The following is a 15,156-nucleotide window of genomic DNA, read 5'->3' as shown; positions in this document are numbered from 1 at the left end:
AGATTTTGAGAGCTTGGTCATGGCACCTCCCTACTGAGACCAAAAGGTCTCCCCGGTAGCTCTCAAAATCAACACTTTGCTTTAACAGAGCCTTTCTGTCATTGAGCCTGACAAATTACGACTTTAGACGTCGAATAACTTTTCGAGCGCATCGCGGCTGCTAGCGATTTCGGGGTGCTCCGAGAGGGCGATCATGAGCTTTAGACGTGCTTTGGCGGCAGACGTTTCGCCTCCCATTGCCGCGCCGACGCGACGCGTGTCGGTAACGCTGCCGGGGTAGCCGTAAACATCAAGCACGCGCCCGCCTGCTGCTCGGGTCGTGAGCACAACGGCAACGCCTGCTTTTACGGCGTCTTCAATGCCTGAAACCATGGGGGGCGGCACGTTGCCACGGCCGAATCCTTCGATGACAATGCCCTGGCAGCCCTGTGAAACAGCAAAGTCAATGTAGTCGCGAGTCGAGCCGGTCATAGCTTTGATTACGTCAACGCGGGCGGTAAGCGCTTTTGGGGCAAAACGAACAGAGTTAACGGGTTTGCGGCGAACAACAACTTTGTCGACATCAACGTAGCCTACAGGGCCCCACCAGGGCGACTCGAATGTGGCAGGGTTGGCCGAATGGGTCTTTGAAACTTCGCCTGCGGCGTGTAGTGTTTCGTTCATGCAGACTAGTACACCCATGCCGCGAGCCTGTTCGCTTGAGGCAGTTTTGACCGCGCAGTAGATGTTCATGGGGCCGTCGGGGCTTGCCTCATCAGCGCCGCGCATCGCAGCCGTCATCACGACGGGCTTTAGGTTCTTGTGCAGCAGATCCAAAAAGTAGCTCGTCTCTTCGAGTGTATCGGTGCCGTGTGCGACGATGGCGCCGGCAACGTCGTCTCGAGCGAGAACCTTCTCAAGTCTGACGTGCAGATCCCACATTGTCTGAGGCGTCATGGCCGGAGAGGCAATGTTGGAAAACTGAATAAATTCTAAAGGGGCGACTTCGCCTAGACCCGGCACGGCCGCAGCCAAGCCTTCACCCGTGCAGGCCGGTACCAAGCCCTTTAGCTTCGGGTCATATTTCATGGCGATGGTGCCGCCCGTGGCAAGCACAACAACTTTTTGATCAATCATTGCGAAACCTTAAGAGACAACTCCTCAGCAGATTTTGGTTTTACCTGAACGCTAGGTTGCCAGATTACTAAAAAGGGTTACTGGAGAGTTTTTGGAATTACGGAATCGGTGGCAAATCAAGCGGTGGGAGTATATCCCAAAGTTTTTTGCTAGGGACGTGACACCCCATGCATTGGAACTTTCTCGATGCTCAGCGCGAATGTTGCGCAGCAGGGCATGGATCATATTGACTGAGTCGTTGGAAACTTTGATTTTCAGAGCATCCGCATTCGCGTGGTTCCGGGTCAAGATCATCTGGCGCGCGACGCCGCCAACATGCAGATATCACTCGCGTAGCTTCTTTGAAGTTCGCAGGGCCAACTATTGATCAGGCTGCGTCGCCTGCTGTGGCGGCGCCGAGTCTTGAGAGTCAAACGTGCTTCGGGATGTGTTTTGCAGTGCGTTTTTTCACAAAAGTTCTGCAAGGTGGCTGCGTAGTGTGGCTACGATTTTGCGGATTACAGGGTCTTTTTCCGCCGAACGCCGGAATCCCAGTTCGACCGGGTAGACGGGGTAGGCGATCGGGCACTCGTGGTACTCCAGAGATGTGATGGCAGCGATGCTTTTGGCAGCGTGCCGAGGCATGGTGATGATGGAGTCGGTGCCTTTTAGAAGAAACGGTGAAGCTGCGAAGTGCGACGTCGAAACGCGGATGAAGCGCCTGGCACCGCGTCTGCCGAGCACTTCGTCGACGACACCGAAGAAACCTCCAAAGCTCACCAGGATGTGCTCATGAAGAATGTAACTTTCGTAGCCGAAAGGGGAATTGAATGTTTCGGGATCGATTAGGCATCCATAGGTGCCCGAGCCTACTGATTCGTGCTGAAGCAGTTCACTGTTGATACCGCCAGCGGTGATGGACAGGTCGATGTCGCGGTTGATCAGCATATCGCTGACGAAAAGAGAGTTCGTCTGCCGGAATCTCAAGCGTCCGCCCGGAATGAGTTCTCTTGCCATCTCCACCATTTTTGAGCCCAGAGCAATTTCAAAGTCGTCCGACATCCCTACCGTAATGGTTCTGCCTTCGAAAAGTCCTTTTCTACCGGCATACAGCTCGAATGTCTTTTTGGCTTGATTGAGTGACTCGGAGGCAAACGGGTAGATCTGTTGGCAAAAGAGAGTGGGCTTGAGTCCACGACCGGTGCGCACAAACAACGGGTCGTTGTATGCGTTTCGCAACTGTGCCAAAGCGGCCGAAACAGCCGATTGCGTGATGTTTAAACGGATTGCCGCGCGTGAGGCACTGCCCTCTTCAAATACGGCCTCCAATACGCGGAACGCATTGAGATTGAAGTTGTCGATATAAGAGTTGCTCATATCAGATTCTCATGTCCATCTGTATTCACAGGGAGGTGACAGTCGAATAATAACCGCATTACTAACACCGGACATACCGGCCACATAAGGAGGTTTGATATGAGCAAGCATGTTGTAGCAGCTTTGCAATTGGGTTCTGATCCGCGTGGCAAGCAGGCTACGCTCGAAAAAATTCTCTCGTACGAGGACCAGATCAAGGAAAGCGGCAGTGAACTCGTCGTGCTCCCGGAAGGTCTCCTCGGATCCTATCCCAAGGGTGAAATTTTCGGAACCTACCTTGGCTACCGCCTTGATGAAGGCCGCGAAAAGTTTTGCCAGTACTTCAAGAACGCCATCACGGACAACGGCCCTGAGAGCGAAGAGCTCGCAGGCCTTTCCGCCCGCACCGGCGCTTCTTTGGTGGTGGGCTGCATTGAGCAGACACAGCATGCGCTCTTTTGTGCCGCATTTTTCTATGACCCGGAAAAGGGGCTTGTCGGCAAGCATCGCAAGCTTATGCCGACGGCGTCCGAACGTCTGATCTGGGGACAGGGCGACGGCTCGTACATGCCGGTGGTTGAAACCAAGGTCGGTCGCGCAGGCGCCGTCATTTGCTGGGAAAACTATATGCCGCTTTTCCGTGCCTACATGTATAGCCAGGATCTTGAAATTTACTGTGCTCCGACCGTCGCTGTGACGGACATCTGGCAGGCATCCATGCGGCACATTGCGCATGAAGGCCGTTGCTTTGTAGTCTCTGCGGTTCAGTATTTGCCGCCGCCTGAAGTCCTGGGCGTTGATGTTCCGCACTGGGATCCCAAGGAAGAACTCATGCGAGGCGGTTCAGTCATCATTGATCCGCAGGGCAACGTTCTGGCGGGGCCTCTCTATCACGAAGAAGGCCTGCTGACAGCTGAAATTGATACGGACGATATTGTTCGCGCCCGCTACGACCTCGATGTTTCAGGACACTACGCGCGTCCCGACGTCTTTAAGCTTGTCGTCGACACTCGCCGCAAACTCAACGTGGAAAAAGTGACGGAAGACTGCTGCTGTCAAGACAAATAGGGGGGAGAGACATGGAAATGCATTTAATCATTGCTCAGCTCATCATTGCCGCCACGTTGATTTTGATGGTCATTGGCAGAACGCCTCTGTTCATGACAGCCATGTTCGGGGCGACCCTTGCGGCTCTCGTGGGCGGCATTCCGCTCACGGCGGCGCAAGGAGTCTCCATCAAGTCGCTTCTGATCGGCGGCTTGAACCCGGTGCTCGTTGATATGGCAGGTATTCTGCTTTTCATCGGCATCATGAAGACCTCAGGCTTCCTCTCAGTCATCATTAAGGAAGTCATCAAGTTCGGCAACTATGTGGGCGGTGGCCCGGGCATTATCACGGCTGCGGCATTCGTTGCTGGCGTGATCGGCATGTTCGTGGGCTACACGCAGGCTGCCATTACGGGTGTGATTGCCGGTCCCGCGGCTATCAAGCTCGGCGTCAAGCCCAATGAAGCGGCTGGCGCCCTGCAGCACGCCAACAACCTCGGCTGCGGCGCAGGCTTCGCACATCCGACCGAATTGAGCATTCTCGCGTTGACGGGGCTTACCTTCGGCATGTTCAACATCTGGATGGCCATTTCTGCCTTTGCCATCATGGGCGCCGGCTGGTGGCGCATGAGAAATCGCATCGTTGCAGAAGGCGGTCAGGTTTCGAAGTTCTCCAAGGAACAGATCAAGTCGATTTTGGACGGCTTTGACAAGACCGACCACATCAACCCAGTGAAGGCCTTTATCCCGTTCATCGTCCTGCTCGTGTTTGCTTCAAGTGGCATCCCGGTCTTCGTGGTCTGCTTCGTTGCAGCGCTGCTCACGATTCTGCTTTCCGGCAGAAACATCATGCAGAGCGAGACCGATATGGTCGAAGGCGTCAAGATGCTGTCGGTTCCGTTTACGGCCATCATCATCTTCCTGTTTCTTTCTGGCGTTATCAACAACGTTGGTGTGATCGATACGCTCAAGAACTTCTTTGAGCCGATCCTCAACACGGCTCCGATCGCCCTGATGTTTGTCGTGTCCATGATTGCGGGCGTTGTGACCCAGTCCTATACGGGCGCTGCCGCCATCATCTTGCCCTTTGTCACTCTCGTGATGGGCTCGGGTGCTGATCCGATGGCCACCGCTGTGGCGGCTGCTTCGGGAGGTAACATCGGCCAGTACTACCTGACCGGCGGACCGGTGTCAGGTCTAAACACTGTGACGCCTGTGGTTCCGGGTTCTGACCTGCGCGGCGCCAACCTGTTCCAGCGTCCGAACCATATCGTGGGTGCCATTGTGGCCGCCATTATCACGGTTGGTCTTGCACTGGTCTAGCAACAAATCGTCAAATCCATCATCGACATCTCGTCGTTTTAATAGCCCGGTTGTTCCTATGTGTCATCCGGGCTCTTTTTTCAAAAATGCAAAACGCACACTCCTCATAGAAGTTTGGAATCAAAAGACGGGAAGCTCTTGTTTTCTCCGACTTGGCTAGAAGAAACCAAAAGCGCTCCAAAAGGCGAAAAAGGAGACAAGTTATGAAGAAATTGAGAATCGCAGTTACGGCAGACACCATGCCTGAAATCTCCCACGTCACCAACATCATCCGGGCGCCGTTCAGTCCGCGTCAGCTCGTTGGTCTGAACTAAGGTCATCGTTGCGGAATTTTGAATCTCAAAACGAATACGGCTATAAGCCATGTATCAAAAGGAGGTTTCAGAATGCCGAAACGTTACAGTCCAGAAATCAGAAGAACAGCTCTTGAGCTCGTCAATCAGGGACAGACACAAATCGAGGTTGCTCAAGCTTTGGGAGTTAACCCCAAGACACTCAGCCACTGGGTTACCACGGCACAAGCCCGTATGCCTGAACAACAACGCAATGAGCTTGAAGAACTCAAACGATTGCGCCTGCAGGTTCGCCAGCAACAGGGCGAAATCGACTTCTTAAAAAAAAGCAGCAGCGTACTTTGCCAAGCTGCCCAAGTGAAGTACGCTTTTTTAAAGACTTGTTTGGACAGCAAACTCATTGGGCGCAAAAAACTCATCAGTGTTCGAAAGGCTGCCGCCCTGCTGAGGATCAGTACCAGCGGCTACTATCAGTGGCTAAAGGTTGATCGATACCACCGCCACGGAGTGCATCACAGCGATGCGGAGTTGCTTTGTCATGTGCGCTCCGTTATCAGTCGCTGCTGCAAGCAGGTTCCCGGAGTGATGCGCCTGTACCTTGCGTTGCGCCAACAGGACTTGAGCGTTGGTTTTAAGCGCCTGCGCAGACTTTTACGAAGCAACGGCATCTTCCATCGCTACCATCGCAAATACGTTGCCACCACAGACAGCAACCACAATCTGGCACGGCTACCGAATTTGATTGACCGTCAGTTCAACCGCTATGCGATCAATCAGGCTTGGTGCGGAGACATCACTTACATCCCAACCGACGAGGGCTGGCTATTCATGGCCAGTGTGCTTGATCTGGCCAGTCGTTGCCTGGTTGGTTACAGTTTTGACTCCACCATGAAAACGTCTCTGGTTGTGGACGCCCTGCGTATGGCTATTGCCAATGAGCACCCGGCTCCTGGCTTGATTTTTCACAGTGATCAAGGCTCACAGTACTGCAGCCATGTTTTTCAGGAATTTTTGCTGCGCCAGGGCATCAGTGGCTCTATGAGCGAGCGTGGGCAATGCTGGGACAACGCTCCGGCCGAATCATTTTGGGCAACCCTGAAGCGGGAAACGCTACCGTTATCCGGATGCTTCAGCAGCCGAAAGGAGGCGCAGGATACTGTGACTCGTTGGATATCTTATTACAATGGAACTCGGCCCCATTCACAGCTGGGGATGCGATCCCCTTATCAATTCAGACTAAGGGCGCAGGCCTTGTAATCCGGGCTTTTATATCGAGATTCGAAATTCCGCGCCCACGTCCCAGTTCCAGTTTGCGTGACCGAGCAATTTCATCCATCGCAAATAGTTCTTCTGCAGGCATTGTTCTGCGTGCTGTAACGCACCATCGATTAAGTGTTTTGCTACTGATTCCCAAGTGGCGAGCAACCGACAGTTACGATTCACCATTTTGGACTCGTGCAACAGCTACGCGTTTGAATTCTTCTGAAAAGCTTCTGTGCATTTCTGATCCTCTTTTGTTTCCGATTTTAAAAGTGAGGATCAGAATTCCGCTTCTTCAACTTGGTTCAAAGTCATGAGAAACTTGTCCGAAAGACGCTCAAACGCCGATTTTATAGATTCAGCGAGCTCGATCGCAAAATTGATAGAGTTATCGCGAATTTTATATAAAAAGAGGATTGCCTCGCATTTTTGATACGAAGCAATCCTTCGGATAGCTCAAATCAGCGTGGCGCAGAAGTCAAACGGTTTTGCTAACTTTTGCTTTTTGATCGGCCAGCGGCAGGCGGATCTTAACGCGCAGACCGTGAGGCTTGTTGTTTTCCAGCGTGACCATGCCGTCGCTGCGGCGTACGATGCGATCGACAATGGCAAGGCCTAAACCTGTCCCCGTGACACCTCCGCGGGCGCTGTCGCCGCGCTCAAACGGACGCATCAGGCGATCGGCCTGGCTCATGTCAAGGCCGGGACCTTCGTCGCTCACCGTCAGGATGGCGCTCGTCTTGTCTCGGTAAACCTCGACTGACAGATGAAGTAGATCGTCGTCGCTCTTGCCGTAGCGCAGAGCGTTGGTAAAGAGGTTTTGCACGACACGCGAGAACTCGATCGGGTTGGCCTGAATGAGTATGTCGTCCTCAATGTCGACCTTCAGTTTGACCGCTGGATCGATTTCAAGGCGGGCCGAAGAGATGGCACGCTTGACCGTTGCGGCAAGGTCGACCTTTTCCATGGGCTGCGTGCTGCGACGCGCGTAAGCCATGAATTGGTTGACGATGGTTTCCATCTGCTCGAGGTCGCTGATCATGTTGTTGCGGGTGTCATCGGGCAGATTGGCCATTTCAGTTTCAAGACGCAGACGGGTGATCGGCGTGCGCAAATCGTGCGAGACACCGGCAAGCAGCATTTCGCGGTCGTTTTCCACGCGGGTGATGTCCTGCACCATGCGGTTGAAACTCGAATTCACTTCACGCAGTTCGATGGGCCCGCTTTCTTCGGGGAGATTGGCGGGCATCGTGCCTCGGCCGAACGCACGCGCGGCCGCTGACAGTTTGTTTAAGGGATCGATCACTCGCCTTGTGAGTGCCGTGGCGCCCAAAATGGATGCTACAAGAGAAGCAAGAGCCCACCATATCCATGTCGTACCGTAACTGGGATTGATGAGCGTGAGATTGCTCATCAGCCAGTATTCGTCGCCGTCGATCGAAATCGAAACCCACAGGCCGTGTTCGCCGTTGACCGAGCTCGCGATCACGGTTTCAGGGCTCAGGTGCGTGTGCACGTAGTTTTCGATGTCGGCTACCGACCAGGGCGAGCCGACGTCGGAAGATAAGGGCATGGCGACGTCGGTGCTTTCTTTGGGAAGAATGCGAAGACCTTCGCGGCTGGCGAGCACCATCAGCAGGTCGGGACGATAGAAGGGATCTGCGCTGATGAGTGCGTAGCGCGTGAGGTTTGCCATCGTAACGATTTGGCGTGCAGCACCGATCGCGTACGGCGTTTCGTTCAATACGCGGAAACTTTGAAGCCAACCCATCACGCAGAAGACGATGAGCAGCATCATGAGAATGAAGGTGCGCCAAAACAAATTGGGGGCGCGGGTGTTATTGGGGGTGGCCATTACAACGGGACCGCAGAAAGCTGTCGATCGAATATCAAGAAAAGGGTTTGCGCATTGTAGCCGCGGCAAAGAGCGAAAAAGGCTGCCTCAAGAGAATTCCTGAGACAGCCTCGGATCGAGCGGAGACGAAAATCAGGCCTTGTTGGCGTCCTGAGGATCGTCCGGAATGAAGACGTAGCCCAATCCCCAAACCGTCTGCAGGTAGCGCGGCTTGCTCGGATCGGGTTCGATGAGCTTGCGCAGACGGCTCACCTGAACGTCGAGCGAACGGTCAAAGGCCTCGTATTCGCGGCCGCGGGCCATTTCCATGAGCTTGTCACGGGACAGCGGTACGCGCGGGTGACGGGCAAAAGCCTTGAGCACGGCAAATTCGCCGGTTGTAAGTGACACGGTTTCGCCGTTCTTGCGCAGTTCGCGACGGCCGAGGTCGAGTTCAAACTCGCCGAACACCACTACTTCCTTGTCCAAAGAAGGGGCGCCCGGTTCGTCGGCGCGCGGGCGGCGGCGAAGCACGGCGTGGATGCGGGCGAGCAGTTCGCGCGGATTAAAGGGCTTGGCGATGTAATCGTCGGCACCGAGTTCCAGACCGACGATGCGATCGACGTCTTCGCCACGGGCGGTGAGCATCAGCACCGGCGTCATGTCCTTGCTTGCACGCAGACGGCGCAGAATCTGCAAGCCGTCTTCGCCGGGCAGCATCAGGTCGAGAATGAGTGCATCGAAGCGTTCGCGCATCCAGATGCGGTTCATCGCCGGAGCGCCGTCGGCCACCGAAACGCTAAAGCCGTTATCGCCGAGATAACGGCGCAGCAGGTCGCGAAGACGGGGATCGTCGTCAACAATCAAAACCTTCGGCGTGCGTTCTTGTTCAGCCATGTGACATCCTTTTCAATATGTTCTTGTTCTCATTGCGGCCCCGCACTGCGGATAGGTTGTCACCTATCAAAAAGGCAGAAATAGCGGCCGCTTTACGTTTTGCTTATTGTGCCTGTTACAAATTCGAGTTGGGGAAACCAACAACCTCTGTTACAAATTTCGCAGCGCTGTTGCCAAATGGCCTAAATGCCGACATTCTCAGTACGTGAAAAACAGGTTAAGCTTCCAGAGTCTCAAAGAATGGACATATTTCTGCTCTGATGATCCTCAGTCTGCGTCAATTTTTATTCTCTGCCTGTGCATGCGGATGCTGCAGCGTTGCTGTTGCCCAAGACACCTCGGTGCAGTTCTTCGTCTTTGGCCCGAGCTTGGACGAGCAGCCCAAGGTTTTGATGTGGGAACAGATGACGCCCGAACAGCGGGCGCAGCTCTGGCCGCTTCTGACGCACGAGCAGCGTCTTTTGCGTTGGCGGCACATGACGCAGGACGAACGGCGCATCATGCGCAAGAACATGACGCCGGTTGAGCGCAAGAACCTCAAACGTCGTTTTGTGATCGACCGTTTGCCGCCTGAGGAAGCCAAGAATCTCAAAACCCGCAAGATGACGCCTGCCGAACGCGAACTGCTTCGTCGGCAGGTGATTGAAGTGCATGTGGAAATGCGCGGCGGCGTTCCCTACAACTGCAACGACCCGACTGACTGTCGGCGAGCCCGTAAACAGTCCGGCCTTGACGTTCATCAACTCCGTCAAACGGTCCCTGCCGAAACCAAGGTCGCAAAGCCGGCAGCGACCCTGACTGTTCCTGCAAATCCACCGGCTCCTGCAGGTGCTTCCGAAAGCGCCCGCGTACTCACAACACCTTAAGTTCCGAGGCGCCAAACATTCTTGTTACGCTGAAACAGCGGTGACGTTGCTCACGATTCTGCCGTCGGCCAATTGCGTCTTGAAAATCGTCACCTCAACTCCGAAGGCTTCGGTCAGCGTCTCGGCGGTGAGCACTTCCTCGGCTTTTCCGAAGACAAAACGCTGTCCGGGCAGCATCACCAGCGCCTGATCGCTGATCTCAAGCGCATGCGCCGGGTAGTGTGTGTTGATAAGGCAACCTACGCCTCGCTGGCGCAGGTCCCGAATGCAGGAGAGCACCTTGAGCTGGTTTTTGAAGTCAAGATTGCTCTCGGGTTCATCCATCACGAGAAGCTCCGGTTCGGCGGCAAGCGCACGGGCGATCAGAACCATCTGATATTGGCCGCCGGAGAGCTGTGAGCAGCTTTGATGCAACAGATGCTGCACTCCGACGAATTCGATTGCCCGATGCGCAACCTCAAGATCGTGAACCGAAGGTTTGCCGAACAAAGCGACGCGGGAGCTTCTGCCGAGAAGTACTGTTTCTTCAACGGTGTAGGAAAAGGGCGCGCTCTTGGCTTGCGGCACATAGGCAATGCGTTGCCAGAAGCGTTGAGAGGACATGTGCGCGGCGTCGGCTCCGTCCAAAAGAACACTGCCTTGAGACCACTTTTCAAACCCGAGGATGCACTTTAAAAGTGTGGTTTTACCCGCGCCGTTGGCTCCGAGAACGCTCATGACCGAGGGAGTGGCGAGTTCAAAGGAGAGGTTTTCAAAGAGAGGGCGGCGGTTCGGATAGTGAAAAGCCGCATTTTCAACCGAAAGAATCACTCGTGCCTCCCTCAGAGAAAAGTGCTTTTGCGGCGCAACAGCATCAGGAAGATCGGCGCGCCGACAAGACTCGTGAGTACGGAAACGGGAATTTCCATCTGTGCGGCGCTGCGTGCAATCGTGTCGCAGACCAAAAGGAAAACGGCGCCGAACAGAAAGCTTGCAGGCACGACCGTGCGGTTGTCGCTGCCGCAGACAAGGCGCACGAAATGCGGAATGAGCAGACCAACCCAGCCGATCAAACCGCACATGCTCACGCATGCGGCGGTGACGGCCGTGGCTGCCGTGACGATGAGAAATCGCAGACGCGCAACGGGCAGGCCCAGACTTTTGGCTTCGTCTTCGGAAAGCGAAAGCGCATTGAGTTTCCATCGCAGGGCCCAGATTGCGAGAGAACCGATCACGATAAACGGAAGACCAAGCTTAAGAGACTTCCAGTCGGCCCCCGTCAAAGACCCCATGAGCCAGAACGTGACGGCGGGCAGTTCATCCTGAGGGTCGGCCGCAAATTTCACCAGACTGATGAGTGAGCTGAAAAGCGCCGCCACCACCAGACCGGAAAGAATGAGCAGCAGAATGGAACTTCTGCCTTGTCGTAAAGAGAGGCGCCAGACGCCGAACACGGCAACTAAACCGACGCCAAGAGAAAGAGTTTGCACGCCGAAGGCATCGAGCCCTAAAAGAATGCCGAGCACAGCTCCGAAGGCAGCTCCCGTTGAAACACCCAGAGTGTCGGCCGTTGCCAGAGGGTTTGAAAAGAGAGCCTGAAAGGCGGCACCGGCCGCAGCAAGACCTGCACCGCAAATCAGCGCCGTGAGGATGCGGGGAAGGCGCACATTAATGACAACAGATTGCGTCTGTGTCGTGATGTTGATGTTGTCAGAAATTGAACCTAAAAGAGCGTATATAACCTCTTTAATAGGTAGAGAAAGCGCTCCGATTCCTAATGAAATCAAAGATGTAGCAACCAAAAGCAGAAGGCCGATAAACAAGACGGCTCTGTTTTTATTAGAGTTCATTTGTGATCTATTGGGAAGAGTGTGCGTGCGCGTTCGGGAGTGAGTTCAATGCCGTAGCAGTCGCGGTAAAACGCGCGCACTTCATCTTCAATCTTGATGTCGGCAAAACGCTCGGGGTAGAGCGTTGCTGCCAGCCATAAGAGCGTCATCGGAGAGTCGGCAGAGGGTGTGTAGCTTCGATAGAGTCCCAAGGGCATCTTGTAGACGTTGTGACGCTTGACGGCTTCGACGCTCGACCAACTGTGGTAGGTGTTGCCGTATAGGTCAGAAGGCTTGGCTTTGGTGAAGTTGGTGAGAAAAACTGCATCGGGGTTCCAAGCGAGGATTCGCTCGAAGTCTATTGCGGCGTTTCCCTTTTCAAGAGTGACTTCGTGCCCGACGTTGATGGCGCCGGCCGCGGTGGCCCAATACTGCCCGAAGAAGCGGCTACCGCTCGTGACGATGCGCTTGCCGTCGTAATGCACAAGGAAGAGAACCTTGCGGCGTTTATCGGGGGCAATGTCCGCAGTACGTTCTGCAACAAGCCTTTCGATGCTGCGCGCTTTTTGAAGAGCCGCTGCGGCGTTACCTTCGCCCGGGAAGGTCTTGTCGAGCAGAGCAATCCAGTTCTCGTAGGTCTTCATAACATCGTAGTCCCACTTGCCGGTGCTCACGGCAAGGGCGGGCAGGCCTGCAGACTCAAGGCGCTCAATCAGACGCTTGTTGCCGGCATTGACGAACACCACGTCGGGCTTGAGTCCCATCAGAGCTTCGAGATTGACTTCTGCGCCCTTCATGACGCTTGTATTGACGCTGGTCACCTCGGGGTACAACTCCTTTAAGAGACCGCTTTTGGCGGCCGCCATGCTGCTCGGATGCATCGCCACGATCTTGCGGCAACTACCCAGATATACGCATGTTGCGGAGGCATAGGGAAAGATGTCGGCCACGGCCACACGCTCTATGCGCTCGGGCACATCTACAGTACGATTGAGATGGTCTGTAACGGGACGGGCAATGGCGGACTGTGCAAGGCTCAGGGAAAGGGCCAGGACGCCTGCGACAAGGAGATTCTGACGGATGAACATGGCTAAAGAGGCGGCCGAGAGCGCTGGCTCAAGGCTGTGCCGGAACGTAGATGAAAGAATTTTACGCGGCCGCAGCAAGCAAAACAGACAAAAAACAAACCCGCTCTCGAATGTGTCGAGCGCGGGTTCGTCATCGAAAACAACCGAGCAGAATTACTTCTTGCAGCAGCAGTTCACAGCGGCCTTAAAGGCAGAGCTCGGAACGAACTTCGGAACTTTGGCAGCCGGGATGGTAATGGCATCGCCCGTGGCCGGGTTGCGACCGGTGCGTTCCGGACGATCCTGAAGCTTGAAGGTGCCGAAGCCGACGAGCGTGAGGGATTCACCAGCCTTCACGGCAGCCATAACTTCTTCGATCACCGTACCGAGAATGCGGTTGGCTTCTGCCTTGGAAATGGCGTTCTTTTCGGCAATCTTTTCGACAAGATCCATGCGATTCATAGGCTATCTCCGTATTTGTTTGTGCAATGTGCCGCTTCACCGAAAGAAAAAGTTGCGCGGCAACGAAACCGAATCTTCGATCAGCCGCCTGTGGAAAGTTGAATCCGCTTTCGAGGCACAAGAAGCACCGCCGAAACGAACCCGGTGAAACAACGCCTTTATGATAGCCCCGCAAATCAAGGAATGCAGTAGTTCTTCGGGATAAATGGGGCAAAACTCGTAGTGATTCTTTGAGCTAACGCAAGACTTTTTCCCGAATTTCACGGGGACGCGGATTCTGCTTGTGAAGTTTCGTTTTCTGAAACAGTCTTCTACGGAGACAGAGACGGAAAACCGGCGTGCCGACAATTGCAAAAGTTTCCTTTTGTAAATTTTCTCAGACTACATTGCGACGTCCAAATACTGGGGAGCAGGTCGGATGGCCTGAATTGCGCGGTATTCTCAGTTTAACTATCTCTAAATGGGTATATTGGGGATAGCCCTGCTGTAAACAACTCTTTGCAAAAGGCAACCGTCAGAGGCAGCACAACGATTGTTTCTTAAGCGAAAAAGTGTTCTAATGCGCAGTACAGAGAGGGAGCGGCCAGAGCCGTTTCAAACTCTGGCATCTCCTTAAGTGGTATTTTCCGCTGCAGTCCCTCCAAAAAGCTGCAGCGTTTTTTTTGTCTTTAAAAAAGGCAGACAGCGCGTGTACCTATTAAAGAGTAGGTTCAAACCACTATAAATAAGTGACGCCAGGTCACGACTCCAAGAGCGACTGCAGCAGGGACGTGGTGTCCGGATGCGCTTTGCAGACTTCTTCAGCACTTTGAATACTCTCGGCCGAGAGCTTGAGTGAAAGCTCTCGCAGACGCAACTGTGCTTCTTCTTTGGCCCCATCGTTTGAAGCAACGTCCATAGCGCGTAATGTAAGCGCGTAAGCGGTCTGTGCGTCCGCGGGCCCTGCCTCACCGTTTTCCATGAGTTTAGAAAGCAGCAGCAAGGCGGCGTCGGAGTCTTTCGAAGCCGCACGCATTGCCCAGGCGTAGGCTTGTCTGGGACTTCGCTTGACGGCTCTGCCTGCCCAGTAAAAGAGTGCGAGCGTGTACTGGGCGGCCACAAAACCCGCACGAGCGCTTTCGGCTACCCACCGGAAGGCTTCGGCATTGTCTGCAGAAGGGTTATCGGGGCGAAGATAGAGTTCTCCGAGTCGGAAGGCCGCCTCTGCATGGTGGCTCATCGCCGCCTTGCGCAACCAAGAAGCCGCCTGCGTGAGACTGGGCTCACAGCCTCGTCCTCGCGCGTAAGCGACTCCCACGGCAAATTGAGCGGGCACGTGGCCCTGAGCCCCAGCCAAGCGGAACCATGTTAGTGCTTCACGGGGATTTTCTTCGCAGCCAAAACCCCAATCCAGCGCTCTTCCAAGATCGTATTGCGCATTGGCGTTGCCCATAATGGCCGCAGCACGGAAAAGCGCGGCCGCTTTGGCTGGATCGGCGCGCACACCCTGACCGCGGGCGATCAAAACGCCCAGCATATGCTGGCTTTCGGCGTGCTGCTTTTCTGCCGCCTTCTTTAACCACTTGACGGCAGCGCGGTTGTCGGCAGAGACCGGCTCGCCACTTGTGAGCATCTTGGCGAGTTCATACTGTGCGTTGGGCGAGCCTTCGGCCGCCTCACGCTGCCACATTGCCACCGTTTTCTCATCGGGCAGAGCATTGCCTGAGGTCTGTACCTGCCCCTGCAGAAGCGCCAAAACGCCGCCGGGTGATGAAACTTTGCTCTGCGGCAGTTCAAACCGAAGATCCGTGTTGCGCTTCATAGAAATTCGGCGCGGAAACCCCTGCATTCATGCAGGTGAGGAAGCGCC

General features: G+C 54.7%; 13 protein-coding genes. 4 read left to right on the top strand and 9 right to left on the bottom strand.

What is annotated here, in order from left to right; all coding sequences use genetic code 11:
• Positions 1-123: 123 nt before the first annotated feature.
• Together DW133_RS04500 and DW133_RS04495 are read right to left on the bottom strand one after the other, a co-directional pair.
• Positions 124-1,116, bottom strand: a complete 993-nt coding sequence (locus DW133_RS04500; protein ID WP_118275459.1) for an asparaginase — start codon at positions 1,114-1,116, stop codon at positions 124-126.
• A gap of 447 nt (positions 1,117-1,563) precedes the next feature.
• A complete protein-coding gene (locus DW133_RS04495) occupies positions 1,564-2,472 on the bottom strand; it encodes a LysR family transcriptional regulator (RefSeq protein ID WP_118275458.1) in 909 nt (302 codons plus the stop codon).
• A gap of 99 nt (positions 2,473-2,571) precedes the next feature.
• Here DW133_RS04495 and DW133_RS04490 point away from each other — a divergent pair, with 99 nt between their 5' ends.
• From DW133_RS04490 to DW133_RS04480, 3 genes are all read left to right on the top strand, one after another.
• Positions 2,572-3,519: a carbon-nitrogen hydrolase family protein gene (locus DW133_RS04490; protein WP_118275457.1), complete on the top strand. Its 948-nt coding sequence runs from the start codon at positions 2,572-2,574 to the stop codon at positions 3,517-3,519.
• Between the two features lie 17 nt (positions 3,520-3,536).
• Positions 3,537-4,820, top strand: a complete 1,284-nt coding sequence (locus DW133_RS04485; protein WP_147408871.1) for a citrate transporter — start codon at positions 3,537-3,539, stop codon at positions 4,818-4,820.
• A gap of 386 nt (positions 4,821-5,206) precedes the next feature.
• The gene (locus tag DW133_RS04480; protein ID WP_118275455.1) at positions 5,207-6,370 is read left to right on the top strand and encodes an IS3 family transposase; all 1,164 of its coding nucleotides are present in this window, start codon (positions 5,207-5,209) and stop codon (positions 6,368-6,370) included.
• Between the two features lie 481 nt (positions 6,371-6,851).
• On the opposite strand, the gene DW133_RS04470 is transcribed toward DW133_RS04480, so the two are convergent.
• Positions 6,852-8,228 (bottom strand): ATP-binding protein, encoded by a 1,377-nt coding sequence (locus DW133_RS04470; RefSeq protein ID WP_118275453.1) that lies wholly within the window; start codon positions 8,226-8,228, stop codon positions 6,852-6,854.
• 132 nt (positions 8,229-8,360) lie between these two features.
• On the bottom strand, positions 8,361-9,104 hold the full coding sequence (ompR, locus tag DW133_RS04465; RefSeq protein WP_118275452.1) for a two-component system response regulator OmpR: 744 nt from the start codon (positions 9,102-9,104) through the stop codon (positions 8,361-8,363).
• Positions 9,105-9,364: 260 nt separating this feature from the next.
• Here ompR and DW133_RS04460 point away from each other — a divergent pair, with 260 nt between their 5' ends.
• Positions 9,365-9,970, top strand: coding sequence for a hypothetical protein (locus DW133_RS04460; RefSeq protein WP_118275451.1), 606 nt, complete (start codon positions 9,365-9,367; stop codon positions 9,968-9,970).
• Positions 9,971-9,994: 24 nt separating this feature from the next.
• Here DW133_RS04460 and DW133_RS04455 read toward each other — a convergent pair whose 3' ends face one another.
• From DW133_RS04455 to DW133_RS04435, 5 genes are all read right to left on the bottom strand, one after another.
• The gene (locus DW133_RS04455) at positions 9,995-10,780 is read right to left on the bottom strand and encodes an ABC transporter ATP-binding protein (protein ID WP_118275450.1); all 786 of its coding nucleotides are present in this window, start codon (positions 10,778-10,780) and stop codon (positions 9,995-9,997) included.
• 11 nt (positions 10,781-10,791) lie between these two features.
• Positions 10,792-11,799, bottom strand: a complete 1,008-nt coding sequence (locus DW133_RS04450) for an iron ABC transporter permease (RefSeq protein WP_118275449.1) — start codon at positions 11,797-11,799, stop codon at positions 10,792-10,794.
• Entirely contained in the window at positions 11,796-12,866 is a 1,071-nt protein-coding gene (locus DW133_RS04445) for an ABC transporter substrate-binding protein (protein WP_118275448.1), read from the bottom strand. Before DW133_RS04445 ends, DW133_RS04450 begins: the two co-directional genes overlap by 4 nt.
• A gap of 153 nt (positions 12,867-13,019) precedes the next feature.
• Positions 13,020-13,307: an HU family DNA-binding protein gene (locus tag DW133_RS04440; protein ID WP_118275447.1), complete on the bottom strand. Its 288-nt coding sequence runs from the start codon at positions 13,305-13,307 to the stop codon at positions 13,020-13,022.
• 739 nt (positions 13,308-14,046) lie between these two features.
• The gene (locus DW133_RS04435) at positions 14,047-15,108 is read right to left on the bottom strand and encodes a tetratricopeptide repeat protein (RefSeq protein WP_158571113.1); all 1,062 of its coding nucleotides are present in this window, start codon (positions 15,106-15,108) and stop codon (positions 14,047-14,049) included.
• Positions 15,109-15,156 lie beyond the last annotated feature (48 nt).

Source organism: Sutterella sp. AM11-39 (assembly GCF_003472385.1).
Lineage (GTDB): Bacteria > Pseudomonadota > Gammaproteobacteria > Burkholderiales > Burkholderiaceae_F > Duodenibacillus > Duodenibacillus intestinigallinarum.
Note: the sequence above shows the minus strand (reverse complement) of the source record. Positions and strands in the feature narration are given on the sequence as shown.

What these genes read in the sequence shown, in the direction of transcription:
- DW133_RS04500 (WP_118275459.1), bottom strand. Translation starts at nt 1,116, where the DNA reads ATGATTGATCAAAAAGTTGTTGTGCTTGCCACGGGCGGCACCATCGCC.
- DW133_RS04495 (WP_118275458.1), bottom strand. Translation starts at nt 2,472, where the DNA reads ATGAGCAACTCTTATATCGACAACTTCAATCTCAATGCGTTCCGCGTA.
- DW133_RS04490 (WP_118275457.1), top strand. Translation starts at nt 2,572, where the DNA reads ATGAGCAAGCATGTTGTAGCAGCTTTGCAATTGGGTTCTGATCCGCGT.
- DW133_RS04485 (WP_147408871.1), top strand. Translation starts at nt 3,537, where the DNA reads ATGCATTTAATCATTGCTCAGCTCATCATTGCCGCCACGTTGATTTTG.
- DW133_RS04480 (WP_118275455.1), top strand. Translation starts at nt 5,207, where the DNA reads ATGCCGAAACGTTACAGTCCAGAAATCAGAAGAACAGCTCTTGAGCTC.
- DW133_RS04470 (WP_118275453.1), bottom strand. Translation starts at nt 8,228, where the DNA reads ATGGCCACCCCCAATAACACCCGCGCCCCCAATTTGTTTTGGCGCACC.
- ompR (WP_118275452.1), bottom strand. Translation starts at nt 9,104, where the DNA reads ATGGCTGAACAAGAACGCACGCCGAAGGTTTTGATTGTTGACGACGAT.
- DW133_RS04460 (WP_118275451.1), top strand. Translation starts at nt 9,365, where the DNA reads ATGATCCTCAGTCTGCGTCAATTTTTATTCTCTGCCTGTGCATGCGGA.
- DW133_RS04450 (WP_118275449.1), bottom strand. Translation starts at nt 11,799, where the DNA reads ATGAACTCTAATAAAAACAGAGCCGTCTTGTTTATCGGCCTTCTGCTT.
- DW133_RS04445 (WP_118275448.1), bottom strand. Translation starts at nt 12,866, where the DNA reads ATGTTCATCCGTCAGAATCTCCTTGTCGCAGGCGTCCTGGCCCTTTCC.
- DW133_RS04440 (WP_118275447.1), bottom strand. Translation starts at nt 13,307, where the DNA reads ATGAATCGCATGGATCTTGTCGAAAAGATTGCCGAAAAGAACGCCATT.
- DW133_RS04435 (WP_158571113.1), bottom strand. Translation starts at nt 15,108, where the DNA reads ATGAAGCGCAACACGGATCTTCGGTTTGAACTGCCGCAGAGCAAAGTT.